Raw genomic sequence first — 19,734 nt, forward strand, 5'->3', positions numbered from 1 at the left:
ATTCGAATTTAAAGCGCGGCGTTCTTCAGCGGCTGCGGGCGATTGTACGCCCACCACAGCATGCCCAGGCCCGCCAGGATCATTGGCAAGCTAAGCACCTGACCCATGGTCAGCCAGCCCCATGCCAGGTAGCCCAACTGCGCATCCGGTACCCGTACGAATTCGACGATAAAGCGGAAAATCCCGTAGAACAGCGCGAACATGCCCGACACGGCCATGGTTGGGCGTGGCTTGCGCGAGAAGATATAGAGAATAAGGAACAGCGCCACACCTTCCAATGCGAACTGGTACAGCTGCGACGGGTGGCGCGGCAGTTGCGCCGGGTCGCTGAACGGCGGGAACACCATCGCCCACGGCACGTCGGTCGGCTTGCCCCACAGCTCGGCGTTGATAAAGTTACCAATGCGCCCAGCACCCAGGCCGATCGGCACGAAGGGGGCGACGAAGTCCATCAGCTGGAAGAACGACTTGCCATTGCGCCGGCCAAACCACCAGGCGGCGATCATCACGCCGATAAACCCGCCGTGGAACGCCATGCCGCCCTTCCACACTTCGAAGATCAGGGTCGGGTTGGCGAGATACGCAGACAGGTCGTAGAACAGCACATACCCCAGGCGCCCGCCGACGATCACCCCCATCGACATCCAGAACACCATGTCGGAGAGCTTCTCCTTGGTCCAGGTCGGGTCGAAACGGTTCAGGCGCCGGGAAGCCAACAGCCAGGCGCCGCCGATGCCGATCAGGTACATCAACCCGTACCAATGGATTTTCAGCGGACCGATGGCCAGGGCCACCGGGTCGATCTGCGGGTAAGGCAGCATTGCGACTCCTCGTTAAAACATTTAGTCATGACGCACCGGACCATGCCGATGTGCGATTAAGCCTGCGTTACAGCGGCGAGATCAAATTAAGAAGTTCACATACACGCCAAATAGCCCGGCATGTTAACGGATCAGAGGTGCACGGCCCAACTTCGAGACGATGGAACACCGGCGCGTCTGTGGGTAGAGTGGCAAAAACACAAAAGGGGTCACCCAATGTGCCTGATTGTTTTCGCCTGGCGACCGGGCCATGCCCTGCCGCTGATCGTCGCGGCCAACCGCGATGAGTTCTACGCCCGCCCCAGCCTGCCGCTGGCCCAGTGGGCGGATGTGCCCCAGGTTTATGCCGGTCGCGATCAGGAGGCCGGGGGCACCTGGCTGGGGGTGAACGCGGATGGGCGCTTTGCCGCCTTGACCAACATCCGCGACCCGCACCAGCCACCGGCACGCAAGTCTCGCGGCGAACTGGTTGCGCGGTTTCTCAGCGGTTCGCTGCCGATCGACGATTATTTGGCCGATGTGAACGGCCGCTCGATTGAATATGCCGGGTTCAACCTGCTGGTGGGCACGCGGGATGAGCTGTGGCACTACAACGCCAATGACACCGAGCCGACGTTGCTGAAGGCTGGGGTGTATGGATTATCCAATGCCGGGCTGGATACGCCATGGCCGAAGCTGGTGAAGGCCAAAGCAGCGTTCAGCGCCGTGCTGGAGAACCCCGAGCCTGAGGCACTGCTGGGGATTCTCAGCGACCCGCAGACCGCGCCGTTTGCTGAGCTGCCGGACACCGGCGTAGGCCTGGCGACCGAAAGCCTGCTGTCGAGCGTGTTTATCGCCAGCCCCAGTTATGGGACACGGGCGAGCACAGCGCTGATCGTGAATGCCGATGGGACGCGGCGGATGCTGGAGCGCAGCTTTGGCCCGCACGGGGGGCGGCTGGGTGAGGTGGACCTGATGTTTTAGCGCTGCTTGGACCACCGCTATCGCAGGCAAGCCAGCTCCCACAGGTGAATGCATTCCACAGGTGGGAGCTGGCTTGCCTGCGATGAAGGCGCCTGGGTCTTTGATCGTTCCCACGCTCTGCGTGGGAACGCCTCTTGTGACGCTCTGCGTCACGCTCTAAAAGCCGACGCGGAGCGTCCAGGGCTGCCTTCCCACGCAGAGCGCGGGAACGATCTGCTAGAAGCTCGCTCCTACAGGGTTTTGGCCGAGGCCGGGTTGATCATCCGGGTCAACCCCAGGTTTTTCAGCGCCAATTGCAGCGAGCTGTGGATAACTTGCGGGTTGTCGATGGTCATCAACTCGGCGAGCAAATCCTTGGCCCTGCTCAATTCCACCTGGCGCAGCATCCACTTCACTTTCGGCAAGTTGGTGGCGTTCATCGACAGGCTGTCAAAGCCCATCGCCATCAACAGCACCGCCGCCGCCGGGTCGCCGGCCATTTCGCCGCAGATACTCACCGGCTTGCCTTCGGCATGGGCGTCGCGCACCACGTGTTGCAGCGCTTGCAGCACCGCCGGGTGGAGGTAGTCGTAGAGGTCGGCCACCCGTGGGTTGTTACGGTCCACGGCCAGCAGGTACTGGGTCAGGTCGTTGGAGCCTACCGACAGGAAGTCCACCTGCCGCGCCAGCTCCTTGGCCTGGTACACCGCCGCCGGTATTTCGATCATCACGCCAATCGGCGGCATCGGCACATCGGCGCCTTCATCGCGCACTTCGCCCCAGGCACGGTGGATCAGGTGCAGGGCTTCTTCCAGCTCATGGGTGCCGGAGATCATCGGCAGCAGGATGCGCAGGTTGTTCAAGCCCTCGCTGGCCTTGAGCATGGCGCGGGTCTGGACGAGGAAGATTTCGGGATGGTCGAGGGTAACGCGAATACCGCGCCAGCCAAGGAAGGGGTTGTCTTCCTTGATGGGGAAATAGGACAGTGACTTATCGCCGCCAATATCCAGGCTGCGCATCGTCACCGGTAACGGGTGGAAGGCTTGCAATTGCTCGCGATAAATCGCCAGCTGCTCCTTCTCGCTCGGGAAACGCTGGTTGATCATGAACGGCACTTCGGTGCGGTACAGCCCCACCCCTTCGGCGCCGCGCTGTTGCGCACGGGCTACATCCGCAAGCAGGCCGGTGTTGACCAGCAGCGGTACGCGGTGGCCATCGGGGGTGACACACGGCAGCTCGCGCAGCGAATCCAGGCCCTGGGCCAGTTGCTTCTCTTCTTCCACCACCTCGGCGTATTGCTTGCGCAGCACGTCGCTGGGGTTGGTGAACACCTCGCCGCGATGCCCATCGACGATCATGTCGATGCCATCGACCTTGGAGTACGGCAGGTCCACCAGGCCCATCACCGTCGGGATACCCATGGCCCGGGCCAGGATCGCCACGTGGGAGTTACCCGAACCCAATACCGAAACCAAGCCCACCAGCTTGCCTTCAGGCACTTCGCCAAGCTGGGTGGCGGTCAACTCTTCACTGACCAGGATGGTGTTATCGGGGAAGACCATGTTGGTGCTGCGGTCTTCCTGCAGGTACGCCAACAGACGTCGCCCCAGGTCGCGCACATCCGATGCGCGCTCGCGCAGGTAGGCGTCGTCCATCATTTCGAAACGGTTGACGTGATCGGTGACCACCTGGCGTAACGCGCCCTGGGCCCACTGGCCGGTCTTGATCACAGTCTTGACTTCGTTACCCAGGGACGCGTCGTCGAGCATCATCTGGTACACGTCAAACAGCGCACGCTCTTCGGGGCGCAGCTGGGTGGCCAGCTTGGTCGACAGGTTGCGCATGTCGGCGCGCACGCCTTCCAGGGCGGTCTTGAACAGTTTGATTTCGGCGTCGATGTCACTGACGGTCTTGTCCGGCACCACATCGAGGTCGGCGGGCGGCAGCATGACCACCGCGGTACCCACCGCAGCGCCTGGCGAACCCGGTACGCCGACGAACTTGGCTTCCTGGATACCCTTGCCCTGGCGCCCCAGGCCGCGAATCGAGCCGGTCGCTTCGGCGTGGGCGATAACCCCGGCCAGTTGCGCGCTCATGGTCACCAGGAAGGCTTCTTCGCCTTCGTCGAACTGGCGACGCTCTTTTTGCTGGATAACCAACACGCCGACAACGCGGCGGTGGTGAATGATCGGCGCACCAAGGAACGAGGCGTAGCGCTCTTCGCCGGTTTCGGCAAAGTAGCGATAACGCGGGTGATCGGCCGCGTTCTCGAGGTTCAGGGGTTCTTCACGCGTCCCCACCAGGCCCACCAGACCTTCATTGGGCGCCATGCTGACCTTGCCGATGGAGCGCTTGTTCAAGCCCTCCGTGGCCATCAGCACAAAACGGTTGGTCTCGGGGTCCAGCAGGTAAACCGAGCAGACCTGGCTGCCCATGGCTTCCTTGACGCGCAACACAATAATCCCCAACGCCGCCTTGAGATCCTTGGCGGAGTTAACTTCCTGGACGATCTTGCGCAGCGTATTGAGCATGGCTCGGGGTCGAACTCCGTCGTCAGTCGCGCGCTAAAAGGCGCGGGGCAAGCTCTTTGAGAGCGCGACGATAAACCTCGCGCTTGAATGTCACCACCTGGCCCAACGGATACCAATAGCTGACCCAGCGCCAGCCATCGAACTCCGGTTTACCGGTCAAATCCATCCGCACCCGCTGCTCGTTGGAGATCAGGCGCAAAAGAAACCATTTCTGCTTCTGGCCGATGCACAGCGGTTGGCTGTGGGTACGCACCAGGCGTTGCGGCAAACGATAGCGCAACCAGCCACGGGTACAGGCCAGAATTTGTACATCTTCGCGCTCAAGGCCGACTTCTTCGTTCAACTCACGGTACAAGGCGTCTTCAGGGGTTTCGTCGGGGTTGATTCCACCTTGAGGAAACTGCCAGGCATCTTGGTTGATTCGGCGAGCCCATAGCACCTGTCCGGCATCATTCGTCAGAATAATGCCGACATTAGGACGGAAACCATCGGGGTCGATCACGGCAACAACCTCGCAAACGCATGTCGCCGCATTGTTCCACAAAGGTTGTTCCAGCGGCAACGAGGCTTCTTACCTTATGTGCACTCTTGTGAAAAGACCGTATTCTGGACGCCTTTTTACAGACTTTTCAGCGAGTAACTGCAATGCGCCTGGCTTTATTCGACTTGGACAATACCCTTCTGGGCGGTGACAGCGATCACGCCTGGGGCGATTACCTGTGTGAACGCGGGATTCTCGACGCGGTAGCCTACAAGGCCCGCAACGACGAGTTCTACCAGGACTACCTGGCCGGGCGGCTGGATAACGCCGCCTACTTGAACTTCTGCCTGGAAATCCTCGGCCGCACCGAGATGGCCCAGCTGGACGCGTGGCACAACGACTACATGCGCGACTGCATCGAGCCCATCATGCTCCCCAAGGCCGTTGAACTGCTGGCCAGGCACCGCGCCGCCGGTGACAAGCTGGTGATCATCACCGCCACCAACCGCTTCGTCACCGCGCCGATTGCCGAACGCCTGGGCGTCGAGACCCTGATCGCCACCGAGTGCGAAATGGTGGATGGCCGCTATACCGGGCGCAGCACCGATGTGCCGTGCTTTCGCGAGGGCAAGGTGACGCGTTTGAACCGCTGGTTGGAAGAAACCGGGCATAGCCTGGAAGACAGCTACTTCTACAGCGATTCGATGAATGATTTGCCGTTGCTGGAGCAGGTGACGCACCCGGTGGCAGTGGATCCGGATCAGAATTTGCGCGCCGAGGCTGAAAAGCGTGGTTGGCCGGTGATTACGCTGCGCGGCTGACAATGCCTTCGCGAGCAAGCCCGCTCCCACAGTTGATCGAGTTCCAACATAAGACCAGGTCAAAATGTGGGCGCGGGCTTGCTCGCGAATGAAGCCAACGCGGTTTCAAGCCTTAAACCGGCTTGGCGCCCATAAGCCCGGCAATCGCCACAAACCCCACCAGGCTGACCACCGCCAGCACCAGGGTGAAATTCAGGCTCCCGCCCTCGCCCTTGCGCAGCCGATTGAGCCGCGCCACCAGCCAGAACCAGGCCAGCGCCGCCACGGTGTAGAGGATGCTGGAGCCCAAAATCCAGGTTTGCCCCAGCGGCCAGCCGAGCAGGTGCACCAGCCACCAGCCGGTGAACGGCATGCTGACCAGGCAAATGCCCATCAGCAGCCATACAAATGCCCAGGGGCGCTGCACGGTCGCGGCCGGGCCGGCGCTGCGTTTACGCCACGCCAATACCGCCAGGCCCAGGCCGCTGAGCAGCAGCAATACGGTGGCGGTGATGTGGATCACCTTGAGGGTGGTCAGCGTTTCCATGGTCTCTATTCCTTATAGGCCGCTCAGTCAGCGTAGTCGCTCAACCGAGGAACAGCTGGTAAGCCGGGTTTTCGCTTTCATCCCAGTATGGGTAACCGATTTGCGCCAGCGCGGCAGGCACCAGGTGGCGCTCGTCCGCCGGCACTTGCAAGCCCGCCACCACTCGGCCGTCAGCCGCGCCGTGGTTGCGGTAGTGGAACATCGAGATATTCCAGCGCCCGCCGAGTTTGTTGAGGAAGTTGAACAACGCCCCCGGCCGCTCCGGGAATTCGAAGCGAAACACCAACTCGTCGCTGACTTTGGCCGCATGCCCACCGACCATATGGCGAATGTGCAACTTGGCCAGTTCGTTCTCGGTGAGGTCCAGCACCGGGAAACCCTGGCTGGTCAGGCTGGCCACCAACGCGCTGCGCGGGTCGTTCTCCGGGTGGGTCTGCACGCCGACGAAAATGTGCGCTTCGCTGCCGGAGTGGTAGCGGTAATTGAATTCGGTGATCTGGCGCTTGCCCACCGCTTCGCAGAAGGCCTTGAAGCTGCCCGGCCGCTCGGGGATGGTCACGGCGATGATGGCCTCACGGCCTTCACCCAGTTCGGCGCGCTCGGCCACATGGCGCAAACGGTCGAAGTTGACGTTGGCGCCCGAGTCGATGGCGACAAAGGTCTGGCCGCTGACACCGCGGGTCTCGACGTATTTTTTGATCCCGGCCACGCCCAGCGCGCCGGCCGGCTCGGTGATGGAGCGAGTGTCGTCGTAGATGTCCTTGATCGCCGCACAGATTTCATCGGTGCTGACGGTGATCACTTCATCCACGTAGTCTTTGCAAATGTCGAAGGTGTGCTGGCCGATCTGCGCCACCGCCACGCCGTCGGCGAAGATGCCCACGGTCGGCAATACCACGCGCTCGCCCGCCGCCATGGCGGCTTGCAGGCAGTTGGAATCGTCCGGCTCCACGCCGATGATCTTGATCTCCGGGCGCAGGTATTTCACGTACGCCGCAATCCCGGCGATCAGACCGCCGCCGCCCACCGGTACGAAAATCGCGTCCAGCGGCCCTGGGTGCTGGCGCAGGATTTCCATCGCCACGGTGCCCTGCCCGGCAATGGTGTGCGGATCATCGTAGGGGTGGATGTACACGTAGCCTTTTTCGTCGACCAGCTTGAGCGAGTAGGCCAAGGCTTCCGGGAAGGAATCACCGTGCAGCACCACTTTGCCGCCACGGGAGCGCACGCCTTCGACCTTGATCTCCGGGGTGGTCTTGGGCATCACGATGGTGGCCTTGACCCCCAGCACCTTGGCCGCCAGGGCCAGGCCCTGGGCATGGTTGCCGGCCGACGCGGTGACGACGCCGCGCGCACGTTCTTCGGCACTGAGCTGGGTCAGCTTGTTGTAGGCGCCGCGAATCTTGAACGAGAACACCGGCTGCAAGTCTTCGCGCTTGAGCCAAATCTTGTTACCCAGCCGCTCGGAGAGCTGGCGGGCAGTCTGCAAGGGGGTTTCCACGGCGATGTCGTAAACACGCGAGGTGAGGATTTTTTTGACGTAGTGTTCAAGCATCGGCAGGCATCTACTTCACGGGTTGGGCAGGGCCAAGGAGTCTAACCCAGCGTTTGGCCGGGCGACCACACGAATCCCGAGGTTTTGTTGGGTTATACTCGCCGCCCTCGTTAATTCCCCGCCCGTTCCGGAGCCCGCATGACCCAGGATCAACTCAAACAGGCAGTGGCCCAGGCCGCTGTCGATTTAATCCTTCCTAAGCTCGACGACAAGAGCATCGTCGGTGTCGGCACCGGTTCCACCGCCAACTGCTTCATCGACGCACTGGCCCAGCACAAGGGCGCGTTCGACGGCGCCGTGGCCAGTTCCGAAGCCACCGCCGCCCGCCTCAAGGGCCATGGCATTCCGGTGTACGAGCTCAACACCGTGAGCGACCTGGAGTTCTACGTCGACGGCGCCGATGAAAGCGACGAGCACCTGAACCTGATCAAAGGCGGCGGCGCGGCCCTGACCCGCGAGAAGATTGTCGCGGCCGTGGCCAAGACCTTCATTTGCATCGCCGACGCGAGCAAGCTGGTACCCGTGCTGGGCACGTTCCCACTGCCGGTGGAAGTCATCCCCATGGCCCGCAGCCATGTGGCCCGCGAGCTGGTGAAACTGGGCGGCGACCCGGTGTACCGCGAAGGTGTGTTGACCGACAACGGCAACATCATCCTCGACGTGTTCAATATGCAGATCACCAACCCGGTGGAGCTTGAGACGCAAATCAATGCCATCGTGGGCGTGGTCACCAACGGCCTGTTCGCGGCGCGCCCGGCGGATGTATTGCTGCTGGGCACCCCGGAAGGCGTGAAAACCCTCAAGGCCTGACCCTGTGGGAGCCGGGCTTGCCCGCGATGCAGACGACTCGGCGTATCAATGGATACCGAGGCGATGCCATCGCAGGCAAGCCAGCTACCACATGTGTTAGCGCTCGACTCTAGAGCGATGTAACAAAAACGCTACTTTTCGCAGCACTCCTCGCCAAAACCGTGCGCTCTGTCACGGCATCCCCTGCCCCGCCTGGTATCCAATCCGTTACAAATTACAGCCACGCGACCCACGCGTTTAACAATGCGCCAATTCGCAGCCGCCCATGGAATGAGGCGCGCATTGTGCAAAGGGTCTGGGCTTGAACGTCCCCCTCACCTCAAGGAAGACCTTGTGATAAAGCCCTTAGCCTTCGCCATCAGCGTTGCCGGTGCCCTGCTGTCCACGCCTACCCAGGCCTACGATTACGGCCAGCACGCCAACACCACCCTGGAAAAACTGATCAACGACTACCCTGGCCGATATCGAGGCACGGCAAATTTTGCCGGGGCAGCCGACTGGATGCAGAGCCAGATGGGCACGGCCTACAGCATCAGCCGCCAGGACTTCACCTGGAACAACGGCAGCCGGGCTTCGCAAAACGTGGTGGCCTCTGCCGCTGGTACCAAGGCCCAGTACGTGGTGATTGGCGCGCATTTCGACACTTACTTCGGCCGCCCGACCCTGCAAGGTCTGGATGACAACGGTTCCGGCGCCAGCGTGCTGACCGAGGTGGCGAAGAACCTCGGCGGCCTGTCACTGGAAAACGGCCTGCAGGTAGTGGGCTTCGGCGCCGAAGAAGAAGGCCTGCGTGGCTCCCGTGCCTTTGTCGACTCACTCAACACCAGCCAGCGCGCCAACATGCTCGCGATGATCAATCTCGACAGCCTGATCACTGGCGACATGATGTACGCCCACGCCGGCCAGAACAGCACCGCCAACCCGGCCTTGGCCTCCTTGCGCGAGCACACCTTCCAGATCGCCAGGGAATTGAACATCCCCTTATTCAGCAACCCCGGCCTGGACCCGCAGTACCCGAAGGGCACCGGCTGCTGCAGCGATGGTGAAGCGTTTGAACCGCTGAATATCCCGATCCTTTATATAGAGGCCACCAACTGGGAACTGGGCGACCTGGACGGCTACACCCAGACCGACAACCCGAAAATCCCCGGCGGCTCGACCTGGCACGACCCGAACGAAGACAACAAAGCCGTGCTGACCGATGCATTCGGCCAGGCGCGCATCGACCAGCGCCTGCGCGACTATTCACGCCTGCTCAGCCGCCTGGTGCTGGAACTGACCAACGCCGACCTGATGGCCTCGACCGCTTCTGGCGGTGCCGTTGCGCGCAATATGCAAGACAACCTGCAGCGCCAGCATCAGGCCCTGGTGCGCCTGCATGATCGCCGTTGGCTGACCCTGCAAGCGGCCAGCCGCGGGGTCGGCAGCTTCGATGGCGAGATCGGCGTGGATGGCGAATACAACCCGGACAGCGGCTTCGACACGGCCCCCAACCCCGAAGCCCGGCGCGTGGGCCTGCATGCCCTCGGCGACTACCAACTGACTTCAAGCCTGAATATCGGCGCCAGCCTCAGCTACCTCAATGGGCGCGACAAACTGGAGCATCGCGGCAAGCTCGACAGCGACACCTGGCAGGCAGCCGTCTATGCACTGCTCAACGATGGCGGGCCACGCTGGCTGGCCGGTGACCTGAGCGTGGGCCACACGCGCTTCGACTCCAAGCGCAACCTGGTCATCCAGGCCAATGGCGGGCCGATCCTGCTCAACCAGCAACTGACGGGCGATACCGATGCCCTGGCGTTGGGCGCACGGGTGCTGGGTGGCTATGACTTTGACTTTGGCGCGATCAAGAGCGGGCCGTTCGCCGGCCTGGACTACAGCCATTACCGCATCGACAAGTTCCACGAAAAGCAGAACCTGCGCACGGCCCTAGAGTACGAAGAGCAGTCTTTCGACTCCCTGGAAGCCAGCCTCGGCTGGCGCGTGCGCGGCGCTGTTGCCCTGCCCTATGGCCTGAACCTGATGCCCTACGGCGACATCGCCTGGGTCAAGGAATTGGCCGACGGCCGCCTGGACGACCTGCAACTCACCGCACGCGCCGATGGCCAGGCCCGCACCGCCAGGCTGGGCTCAGTGGATAAGAGCTTCGCTCGCGCACAACTGGGCAGCCAACTGGCGATCACCCCACAGTTGGGCGTGTTTGCCGAGGTCAATGGCCGCCTCGGGCATGCTGAAGGCAGCCAGACCGGTTATTCGCTGGGTGTGCAATGGATGTTCTGATCAGGGTTTCTTGAACACGTAAAACAGGTTGGGCTCGCTGACCATGTACAGCGTGCCGTCGTCATCCATGGCGATCCCTTCGGCCTGGGGCACGCGCTTGCTCAGGCCATGGCGCCCTTTAAGCAACGACAGACTGCTTAGAGGGCGACCATCAATATCCAGCTCCAAGACCAGGAACGACTCATCCGACAGCGCCAACAGATGGCCACTGCGCTCGTCGTATTGCAGGCTCGACAGGTCGCGCACAAACAGGCCGGCATCGCGCTTGGGGTTGTTGATCACATGTACCGAATAGGTTTTTTCCGGCTTGAAATGGGGAAACCCGTGCACCTCGTAGATCAGCATGGGGTCGCGTTCCTTGGCCACGAACAAGCGCTTGCCCACCGAGTCGTAGGCCAACCCTTCAAAGCCCTTGTTGCCGCCGACGTGCACGCCCAGGGTCATTTGCTCCGCATCGGCGGCGTCGAGGAACTTGGTGTCGTCGTCCACATGCACTTTGATCAAGCGCTGCTGGCGCTCATCGCTGATGACGTAGATGTTGTCGCTGATAAATTCCACCGCTTCGGCATCGCCAAAGCCCACCAGCGGAATGCGCCGCAGGATCTTGCCCGCCAGCGACAACTCGACCAGTTCGGCGTTTTTATTGGTGACAGTAAACAGGCTTTTGCGCACGGGGTCGTAGGTCAGGGCCGAGACATCGTCGTCGAGCCCTTCGATCACCTGGCCTTCGAGGGTGACACGGTAGTCCGCCAGGCCAATGGCGCGCTCATCCGCAGGCTGGTACCACACCTGCCAGTTGAACCAGGCGCGTTCGAACAGACGGAACTGCTGTGCCACCAGCCCGGCAGTGACCAGGGCGAGCAACAGCAGGATAAAAACAGCAGGTTTAGGGCGGGCAAGTCGACGCATCGGGGCGGGCTCAGAGAAAAAACTGGCGAATAGATATCAAGGTCACCTGAATTTAAACTTAAACGCACCGGACTGCCTGGCGAATGCCGTTTATAAAGAAAAGTCTGACGTAATTCGTCAGTTATTTCTGCTTTTCAAAACGATAGAACAGGTTTGGCTCACTGACCATGTACAGGTTGCCACTCTCGTCCATGGTCACGCCTTCGGCACGAGGGATCGTGTCTTTCAGGCCATTGAAGCCGCCAAGCAAGGTCATGAAGCTGACTTGCTCGCCCGTTTCATCCAGTTCCAGCAGCAGGTGGGAATCGGCGGACAGCACCAGCAAATGCCCGGTACGTGGGTCGATGGACAGGGCCGACAGGTTGCGCACATCCAGTTCGGTGCTGGCCAGTTTTTGCTTGTCGCCGGTCAGCGTATTGCCATCGCTTTTCCAGGTGAACAGGGCCGGGGGACGTTCTTCGCCCAGCACCAACTGCTGGTTGCGCTTGTCCCAGGTGACGGCTTCAAAGGCTTTGTTCTGATCTTTGGACGGGCCCAGGTCATAACTGAGGAAATCGGCCTTGTTCAGCGCCGTAGTGCCGGCGTCGACCTTGACCACGGTCAGGCTGTGATCGCGTTCATCGACCACCGCCATCAAGCCGTTTTCCATCACTGCCACGCCTTCCGGATTGTTCCAACCGTTGAGCGGCATTTTGCGCAACACATCGCCTTGCAGGCTCAGTTCGACCAGGAAGGGGTTCTTGCCCATCACTGAAAACAGGGTTTTGGTCTGCGGGTTATAGGACAGGTCTGATGCCTCGTCCTTCTCCATACCGGGCAGCAACTTGGCGTCGATCACCGCGTGATAGTCCGGCAGCCACACACTTTCCCGGCGTTCGGCCGAACTCTCGAAACGCTCCAGCACCCACAGCAGGCCGCGATCATCCCAGTGCATGGCCCAGGCGATGCCATACAAAATGGCACCAGCCAAAAATACCCAGGAATACCAGCGCATGGACAAGCGAGAGCGAAGCGAGGTTTTCGAAGTGGGCAGAGGCACGACCATTGAGCGCTTTTCCGGAAAGTCAGCTGTAGGGGATAGCACAGGATTCAAGGACCCGCGCGCAAGAGCAGGGAATTATCCGGATAGTGTGTGAAAAAAATGCAAAACGCTGGATCCTGCAGATGTACACAAACAACTGTGGGAGCGGGCTTGCCCGCGATTAAGGGCGTTCAGTCAACTATTCAGTGACTGTCACACCGCCATCGCGGGCAAGCCCGCTCCCACAGTTTGATCGCAGTTTGGCAGTGATTTAGCGCACAACGCTTTCGAAGCGATTGACACCCGCCAGCTCCAACATCACTTCATCCCCCACATTCAACGGGCCAACGCCCGCCGGGGTGCCGGTCAGGATCACGTCGCCCGCTTGGAGGGAGAAGCAACCCGCCATGTACTGAATCATCGGCACAATCGGGTTAAGCATCTGCGCGCTGTTGCCGTCCTGGCGCAATTCGCCGTTGATGCTCAGGCGAATGCCGATATCGGTCACGTCCGCAAAGGTACTGCTGACCACGAAGGGGGCAATCACCGCCGCGCCATCGAAAGACTTGGCGATTTCCCACGGCAAGCCCTTGGCTTTGAGCTCGGCCTGTTTGTCGCGCAGGGTCAGGTCCAGGGCCGGAGCGAAGCCGGAGATGGCGTCCAGCACTTCTTCCCGGCTCGGCTTGGCGGACAAAGGCTTGCCGATCAATACGGCGATTTCCGCTTCGTAGTGCACCGAACCACGCTCGGTCGGAATGGCAAAGCCACCTTCCAACGGCACCACGCAGCTGCCCGGCTTGATGAACAGCAGCGGCTCGGTGGGTACCGGGTTGTCCAGTTCCTTGGCGTGTTCGGCGTAGTTACGCCCGATGCACACCACTTTACCCACCGGGAAGTGGATGTTGGTGCCGTCGACATACTTGTGCTGGTAGCTCATGGAACGACTCCTTCAGGTGCGGTTAAACAGCGAAGATCTTGCCGGGGTTCATGATCCCGTTAGGGTCGAACACGGCTTTGACGGCCTTCATGTATTCGATTTCAACCGGTGAACGGCTGTAGGTCAGGTAATCGCGCTTGGTCATGCCCACGCCGTGTTCGGCGGAGATCGAGCCGTTGTACTTGGCGACGGTCTCGAATACCCACTTGTTAACGGTGGCGCACTTGGCGAAAAACTCATCCTTGCTCAGGTTTTCCGGCTTGAGGATGTTCAGGTGCAGGTTGCCGTCGCCGATATGGCCGAACCAGACAATTTCGAAGTCCGGGTAGTGTTCGCCGACGATCGCGTCAATTTCGCTCAGGAACGCTGGCACTTTCGAGACAGTCACCGAGATATCGTTCTTGTACGGCGTCCAGTGGGAAATGGTTTCGGAGATGTACTCGCGCAGCTTCCACAGGTTGTGCAGTTGGGTTTCGCTCTGGCTCATCACGCCATCCAGCACCCAGCCCTGCTCCACGCAATGTTCGAAAGTTTCCAGAGCGTGGTTGGCGACTTCTTCGGTGGTGGCTTCAAATTCCAGCAACGCGTAGAACGGGCACTCGGTTTCGAACGGCGCCGGCACGTCGCCACGGCCAAGGACTTTGGCCAGGGCTTTGTCCGAGAAGAATTCGAAGGCGGTCAGGTCCAGCTTGCTCTGGAAGGCATGCAGCACCGGCATGATCGAGTCGAAATCAGTCGTGCCGAGCACCATTGCCGTGAGGTTCTTTGGCGCACGGTCCAGGCGCATGGTGGCTTCGACCACAAAGCCCAGGGTGCCCTCGGCGCCGATAAACAGCTGGCGCATGTCGTAGCCGGTGGCGTTTTTGATCAGGTCGCGGTTCAGTTCCAGCACATCGCCTTTGCCGGTGACGACCTTCATGCCGGCCACCCAGTTGCGGGTCATACCGTAGCGAATTACTTTGATCCCGCCGGCATTGGTGCCGATATTGCCGCCAATCTGGCTGGAACCGGACGAGGCGAAGTCCACCGGATAATACAGGCCGTTTTCTTCAGCGACGTTCTGCAGTTGCTTGGTCACCACACCCGGCTGGCACACGGCGGTGCGGTCGGTGAGGTTCACGTCGAGGATCTGGTTCATATAGTCGAACGACACCACCACTTCGCCATTGGCGGCAACGGCAGCAGCCGACAGACCGGTGCGCCCGCCCGAGGGCACCAGCGCCACCTTGTGCTCATTGGCCCACCGCACGATGGCCTGTACCTGCTCGGTGGTCTTGGGGAACACGATGGCGCTAGGTGCGGGAGCGAAGTGCTTGGTCCAATCCTTGCCGTAAGCCTCCAGGGAGTCGGCATCGGTCAGCACTTTGCCGGGCTCAACCAGGGTCTTTAGCTCATCAATCAGGGCAGGATGGGTCATCGACAGAACTCTCGAACAATTCATGGTCATCCTGAGAACGCTTCACGTCGCAGGAATAGGTGTTTAGCGGGGTGCGTATGCTAGCATACCGCCCCCGCAGGACAGACCCAAAGGGCGTTTCTGCGGTGACGGCTTTCCTGCCGTCCGGGTCAGCTTGCGCTGCTCGACTCCCTGCCAATTTTCTCCGGGATACAGGTTTACGCAGATGAGCAAGACTTCTCTCGATAAGAGCAAGATCAAGTTCCTTCTTCTGGAAGGCGTCCACCCATCGGCTGTCGACGTTCTGAAAGCCGCCGGGTACACCAGCATTGAGTACATCACCAGTTCTCTGCCGGAAGCCCAGCTCAAGGAAAAGATCGCCGACGCGCACTTTATCGGCATTCGCTCCCGCACTCAGCTGACCGAAGAGATCTTCGACCACGCCAAAAAACTCGTGGCTGTCGGCTGTTTCTGCATCGGCACCAACCAGGTCGACCTCAATGCAGCGCGCGAGCGCGGCATCGCGGTGTTCAATGCACCGTACTCCAACACCCGTTCCGTAGCGGAGCTGGTGCTGGCCGAGGCCATCCTGCTGCTGCGCGGTATCCCTGAGAAGAACGCTTCCTGCCACCGTGGCGGCTGGATCAAGAGCGCGGCCAACTCCTTCGAAATCCGCGGCAAGAAGCTGGGCATCGTCGGCTACGGCTCGATCGGCACGCAACTGTCGGTGTTGGCTGAAGGCCTGGGCATGCAGGTGTTCTTCTACGACACCCTGACCAAGCTGCCATTGGGCAACGCCACCCAAGTGGCCAGCCTGACCGAGCTGCTGGGCATGTCCGACATCGTCACCCTGCACGTTCCGGAAACGGCCGAGACTCAGTGGATGATCGGTGAGAAGGAAATCCGCGCGATCAAGAAAGGCGGGATCCTGATCAACGCCGCTCGCGGCACCGTGGTCGAGCTGGATGCCCTGGCCGACGCGATCAAGGACAAGCACCTGATCGGCGCTGCCATCGACGTGTTCCCGGTGGAGCCGCGCTCCAACGATGACATCTTCGAAAGCCCGCTGCGTGGCCTGGACAACGTGATCCTGACCCCGCACATCGGCGGCTCCACCGCTGAAGCCCAAGCCAACATCGGCCTGGAAGTCTCGGAAAAACTGGTCAAGTACAGCGACAACGGTACCTCGGTATCGTCGGTCAACTTCCCGGAAGTGGCCCTGCCGGCTCACCCGGGCAAGCACCGTCTGCTGCACATCCACCAGAACATCCCTGGCGTGATGATGGAGATCAACAAGGTCTTCGCCGAAAACGGCATCAACATCTCCGGTCAGTTCCTGCAGACCAACGAGAAGGTCGGCTACGTGGTAATCGACGTCGACGCCGAGTACTCGGACCTGGCGCAAGAGAAGCTGCAGCACATCAACGGCACTATTCGTAGCCGCGTGTTGTTCTAAGGCTTCAAGCGCTGGATAAAAAATGGGAGACCCGCAGGGGTCTCCCATTTTTTTGCCCGAATAACGCTTATTTGACGTTAACGGTGATCACTTTCGAGGCGACTGTGGGTTCGAACTGGCGATGCACGTTGTCGCCGGCCACCAATTGCAGGGTGTGCTTGCCTGGCGTCAGGGTCAGCTCGGTTTCGGTCTGCGCCTTGCCGAAGTGAATCGAAGTAGGCGTGGCCGGGATCGCCTCATTGGCGTTGAGCGACTCCACCTTCTGGTCTACCAACAGGTGGTGGTGCCCGGCGTTAGGCACTTGTTTGTCGATCGGTTCCAGGTCCAGCTTCTTGACGCCGAATTTGACGGTGAAGGTTTTATCAACGGTGGCGCCATCTTTCGGCGAGACGATGAACACTTCGGCACCTTCAGGCGCAGGTGTACGAGGAAGGTCTGCGGCACTGGCCAACATCGAGGTACCCAGCAAAAGGCTGGCAATCGTTGCACGGGACAAAAGGGCTTTCATTCGCTTCTCCAGTTTTTCGGTGAAATCTGTAGGGTTATGACAACTTCGCGATAAATTGCGGTCCAAGGCACCCGACACCATAACAAAACGTTGCTGAACGGCGCCTCGCCTGTACGAATTCTTTAGGAGTGACCATGCGCTTTTCGCCTGGCCTGTTGCTGTTGCTTCCTCTTCTGAGCCCCTTGGCTCATGCCGAACTGATTGACGACGTCAACGATCGCGGTGAACTGCGCATCGCCCTGGAAGCCAACACCCCGCCGTACAATTTCAAAGAGGGCGACAAACTCGCCGGCTTTGAAGTGGAGCTGGGTGAACTGCTGGCCAAGGAGATGGAGGTGCGCTCCTCGTTTATTACCACCGATAACGCGGACCTGCTGTCCGGTGTGGAAACCGGCAAGTACGACGTGGCCATTAACCATATGGCTATGACTGCCGAGCTTGAGGATCGTTTCGATTTCAGTGAGCCTTACCACCAGAAGCCGGCATTGGCGATCCCGTTCCAGAAGGGCAACCCGGCGTTCAAGACCAGTTTGAACGGGGCGTTGAAGCGGGTTAAGGACGATGGCCGGTTGAAGGCGCTGGCGCAGAAATGGCTCAAGGTGCAATAAATGTGGGAGCTGGCAAGCCAGCTCCCACACTTGATCTGTTTAAGCTTCTTAAAGCTGCGTGAGGGCCGCCGCCGCCTCAGGCAACTGCAACTCACTGAACACCTGCACACCATGGCGTTTGAGCAGCGCCGCCGTGACGCCTTCGCCACTGACCTTCACCCCGCTGAAGGTGCCGTCATGGGTCAACAGATTGCCGCAGGATGGGCTGTTGGCCTTGAGAATGGCGATGCGGATGTGATGGCGTTGCACCAGCGCCAAGGCTTGGCGGGCACCGTCGAGAAAGGCGCTGGTGAAGTCTTCGCCCTCGGCCGTCAGCACCTGGGCGCGGCCTTCCCACACGTCGATGCCCTGCCCGCCTGGGATTTCGGCCGATGGCCGCGGTGTGGGCAAGCCGCCCGCCACTTCCGGGCAGATGGCAACCACGCGGCCTTCAGCTTGCCACGCTGCCAGTGGGTCGAATGGGCCGCTGGCCCCGCCGTCATAGCGCACCTTGTGCCCGAGCAGGCAGCGGCTGACCAGAATCTTTTCCATGTTTAAAACGGCTCGTTGCCCCGCCGGCGAAACCAGCCCGTCAAGGACAGGCGTTCGCGCGTAGCGGGCAGGACTTCGTGAGGCACCTCGCCCGACAGGAATACCACCAGGCAACCCCCGGTGGGCACCACGTCGTATTCGACACCGCCCTTGAGGTACATGCGCAGTTGGCCGCCATGCTCGGGCAGCCAGGCGTCATTCAAGTAGATCACCGCCGAGACCATGCGCCGGTCATCGTCGCGAAAACGGTCTACATGCTTGAGGTAAAACGCGCCCGGCGGGTACATCGCGAAGTGGCTTTCGAAATCTTCCAGGCCCAGGAACAGGCTGCGATTCATCGCCAGGCGCAGGCCGTCCATCACGCCCATGTAGGTGTCGCAGATAGGCGCGTCCCCCTCCTCCAACCACTGGATATGGTCGCCGCGAATGCCTTCGCGAATCTCCTGGGCCGGCCCACGCCCTACCGCTGCGGGCGCCAGTTCACCCTGCGCCGCACGTTTACGGCACTCAGCCGCCAGCTCCAGGGTCAGAGCCTGGGGCAGGAAGCCATTTTGCTGCGACCAGCCTTTTTCGGCCAAGTCGTCGACGATGCGTTGCAGCAGCGGGTGATCGAGGGGTATTTGCATGGCGCGCATAGTATCCATACGCCTGAAAATCCGACAGCGCCGTTGAGCGTCTGAATGCACTTTAGTCAGGTGACCGATAGGACTTCTCGACAAATCCTACGCCCGACACGGACAATAGTGGCCGACTGACAGGAGTCCTTATGCGTCGTTTGTTTTTTTCTGTGTTGATGTTCTGCGTTTTGCCCGCCTGGGCAGACGGCCATGACCAGTTGTACAAGGTCGCCGGCTGGGCCGAACAACGTGCGCACTTCAATGACGCCCTCAGTGCCGCCCAGCAGCGCTACCGCAATAGCCTGCCGCCGGTGGTGTACCAGGCGCTGGTGGACAACAGCAATAAACGCTTTGCCGCCCAGGCCATGGACCAGCGTGCCGAGGCGCAACTGCGCAAGCACTTGCCCGACCCGAAACCTGCCCTGGCGTTTTTCCAGTCGCCCCTGGGCCGCAAGATCGTCGCCGCTGAGTTGCTGGCCACGCGCCGCGATCAACTGGCGAAAAACGCACAGGGCCTGCCCAAACTCGAAGCCGATGCCACCCGCAGCCTGATCATCGGCCACCTGGCCCAGGCCCTGCCCGCCCGCGAGGCCGGTGCCGAGGTCAGCCTGGCGATTGCAGGCGTGGCGGCCGACAGCTTGAGCCAGATGATCCCCGGCCTGCTCGGCGGTGGCCAGGCGCAAGGAATGTTGAATGGCCAGCGCGAGCGGTTGATGCAGCAGATCGACAAGGATTTGAACAATACCTTGCTGTATGTCTATCGGGATTTGTCCGACCCTGAGCTGGAAGAGTTCGCCACCTTTGCCGAGTCGCCGGAGGGTAAGGCGTATTACCAGGCTGCCCTGGCGGCCATTCGCGCAGGGCTGGCTGTCGGCCAAAGCACCTCAAGCCTGACGCAGTAAACCCTGTGGGAGCTGGCCTGCGATTGCGATCTGTCAATGACACCGCTATCGCAGGCAAGCCAGCTCCCACATTTGAACCGCG

19 protein-coding genes are annotated in these 19,734 nt (G+C 60.8%); 7 read left to right on the forward strand and 12 right to left on the reverse strand.

All coding sequences use genetic code 11. The annotated features are described in order from the left end of the window. Positions 1–8: 8 nt before the first annotated feature. A complete protein-coding gene (gene lgt / locus BMH52_RS12330; protein ID WP_003195189.1) occupies positions 9–821 on the reverse strand; it encodes a prolipoprotein diacylglyceryl transferase in 813 nt (270 codons plus the stop codon). A gap of 216 nt (positions 822–1,037) precedes the next feature. Here lgt and BMH52_RS12335 point away from each other — a divergent pair, with 216 nt between their 5' ends. Next, a complete protein-coding gene (locus BMH52_RS12335) occupies positions 1,038–1,784 on the forward strand; it encodes an NRDE family protein (RefSeq protein WP_073843842.1) in 747 nt (248 codons plus the stop codon). Positions 1,785–2,014: 230 nt separating this feature from the next. On the opposite strand, the gene ptsP is transcribed toward BMH52_RS12335, so the two are convergent. Both ptsP and BMH52_RS12345 read right to left on the reverse strand, forming a co-directional pair. Beyond that, positions 2,015–4,294, reverse strand: a complete 2,280-nt coding sequence (gene ptsP / locus BMH52_RS12340) for a phosphoenolpyruvate--protein phosphotransferase (protein ID WP_014720364.1) — start codon at positions 4,292–4,294, stop codon at positions 2,015–2,017. A 22-nt stretch (positions 4,295–4,316) separates the two neighbouring features. Next, positions 4,317–4,796, reverse strand: a complete 480-nt coding sequence (locus BMH52_RS12345) for an RNA pyrophosphohydrolase (RefSeq protein WP_003176750.1) — start codon at positions 4,794–4,796, stop codon at positions 4,317–4,319. A gap of 143 nt (positions 4,797–4,939) precedes the next feature. On the opposite strand from BMH52_RS12345, the gene BMH52_RS12350 reads away from it, so the two are divergent. Further along, the gene (locus BMH52_RS12350; RefSeq protein ID WP_073843844.1) at positions 4,940–5,596 is read left to right on the forward strand and encodes an HAD family phosphatase; all 657 of its coding nucleotides are present in this window, start codon (positions 4,940–4,942) and stop codon (positions 5,594–5,596) included. A gap of 112 nt (positions 5,597–5,708) precedes the next feature. On the opposite strand, the gene BMH52_RS12355 is transcribed toward BMH52_RS12350, so the two are convergent. After that, a complete protein-coding gene (locus BMH52_RS12355) occupies positions 5,709–6,122 on the reverse strand; it encodes a DUF2269 family protein (protein ID WP_014720366.1) in 414 nt (137 codons plus the stop codon). Between the two features lie 40 nt (positions 6,123–6,162). Continuing rightward, positions 6,163–7,677 (reverse strand): threonine ammonia-lyase, biosynthetic, encoded by a 1,515-nt coding sequence (gene ilvA / locus BMH52_RS12360; RefSeq protein WP_058410116.1) that lies wholly within the window; start codon positions 7,675–7,677, stop codon positions 6,163–6,165. Between the two features lie 138 nt (positions 7,678–7,815). Here ilvA and rpiA point away from each other — a divergent pair, with 138 nt between their 5' ends. After that, positions 7,816–8,487 carry a ribose-5-phosphate isomerase RpiA gene (gene rpiA, locus BMH52_RS12365; protein ID WP_003195201.1) on the forward strand — a complete coding sequence of 224 codons (672 nt, stop codon included), beginning with the start codon at positions 7,816–7,818 and terminating at the stop codon, positions 8,485–8,487. Between the two features lie 333 nt (positions 8,488–8,820). Continuing rightward, a complete protein-coding gene (locus BMH52_RS12370; protein ID WP_073843846.1) occupies positions 8,821–10,767 on the forward strand; it encodes an autotransporter domain-containing protein in 1,947 nt (648 codons plus the stop codon). Here the strand turns inward: BMH52_RS12370 and BMH52_RS12375 are convergent, their stop codons facing one another. The 4 genes from BMH52_RS12375 to BMH52_RS12390 all read right to left on the reverse strand — a co-directional run bounded on the left by BMH52_RS12375 (position 10,768) and on the right by BMH52_RS12390 (position 15,051). Then, complete coding sequence (locus BMH52_RS12375; protein ID WP_058410114.1) at positions 10,768–11,676, reverse strand: SdiA-regulated domain-containing protein; 909 nt, start codon at positions 11,674–11,676, stop codon at positions 10,768–10,770. It lies immediately after the preceding gene. Positions 11,677–11,797: 121 nt separating this feature from the next. Then, entirely contained in the window at positions 11,798–12,721 is a 924-nt protein-coding gene (locus BMH52_RS12380) for an SdiA-regulated domain-containing protein (protein ID WP_073843848.1), read from the reverse strand. Between the two features lie 247 nt (positions 12,722–12,968). Beyond that, positions 12,969–13,634: a fumarylacetoacetate hydrolase family protein gene (locus BMH52_RS12385; protein WP_073843850.1), complete on the reverse strand. Its 666-nt coding sequence runs from the start codon at positions 13,632–13,634 to the stop codon at positions 12,969–12,971. A gap of 22 nt (positions 13,635–13,656) precedes the next feature. Beyond that, on the reverse strand, positions 13,657–15,051 hold the full coding sequence (locus tag BMH52_RS12390; protein ID WP_005792341.1) for an FAD-binding oxidoreductase: 1,395 nt from the start codon (positions 15,049–15,051) through the stop codon (positions 13,657–13,659). A gap of 205 nt (positions 15,052–15,256) precedes the next feature. Between BMH52_RS12390 and serA the strand changes: the two genes are divergently transcribed. Then, positions 15,257–16,486: a phosphoglycerate dehydrogenase gene (serA, locus tag BMH52_RS12400; protein ID WP_003195214.1), complete on the forward strand. Its 1,230-nt coding sequence runs from the start codon at positions 15,257–15,259 to the stop codon at positions 16,484–16,486. 67 nt (positions 16,487–16,553) lie between these two features. Here serA and BMH52_RS12405 read toward each other — a convergent pair whose 3' ends face one another. Then, positions 16,554–16,994 (reverse strand): DUF4399 domain-containing protein, encoded by a 441-nt coding sequence (locus tag BMH52_RS12405; protein WP_034128985.1) that lies wholly within the window; start codon positions 16,992–16,994, stop codon positions 16,554–16,556. A gap of 134 nt (positions 16,995–17,128) precedes the next feature. Here BMH52_RS12405 and BMH52_RS12410 point away from each other — a divergent pair, with 134 nt between their 5' ends. After that, positions 17,129–17,602, forward strand: coding sequence for a transporter substrate-binding domain-containing protein (locus BMH52_RS12410; RefSeq protein WP_032902259.1), 474 nt, complete (start codon positions 17,129–17,131; stop codon positions 17,600–17,602). A gap of 48 nt (positions 17,603–17,650) precedes the next feature. Here the strand turns inward: BMH52_RS12410 and BMH52_RS12415 are convergent, their stop codons facing one another. Both BMH52_RS12415 and BMH52_RS12420 read right to left on the reverse strand, forming a co-directional pair. Next, positions 17,651–18,133: a DUF523 domain-containing protein gene (locus BMH52_RS12415; protein WP_073843852.1), complete on the reverse strand. Its 483-nt coding sequence runs from the start codon at positions 18,131–18,133 to the stop codon at positions 17,651–17,653. Between the two features lie 2 nt (positions 18,134–18,135). After that, positions 18,136–18,768: a 2OG-Fe(II) oxygenase gene (locus BMH52_RS12420; RefSeq protein WP_003195222.1), complete on the reverse strand. Its 633-nt coding sequence runs from the start codon at positions 18,766–18,768 to the stop codon at positions 18,136–18,138. A 131-nt stretch (positions 18,769–18,899) separates the two neighbouring features. Here BMH52_RS12420 and BMH52_RS12425 point away from each other — a divergent pair, with 131 nt between their 5' ends. Next, positions 18,900–19,652 (forward strand): DUF2059 domain-containing protein, encoded by a 753-nt coding sequence (locus BMH52_RS12425; RefSeq protein WP_003195224.1) that lies wholly within the window; start codon positions 18,900–18,902, stop codon positions 19,650–19,652. Positions 19,653–19,734: the final 82 nt, after the last annotated feature.

The organism is Pseudomonas sp. BTN1 (genome assembly GCF_001907715.1).
In the GTDB taxonomy this organism is placed as follows: domain Bacteria; phylum Pseudomonadota; class Gammaproteobacteria; order Pseudomonadales; family Pseudomonadaceae; genus Aquipseudomonas; species Aquipseudomonas paracarnis.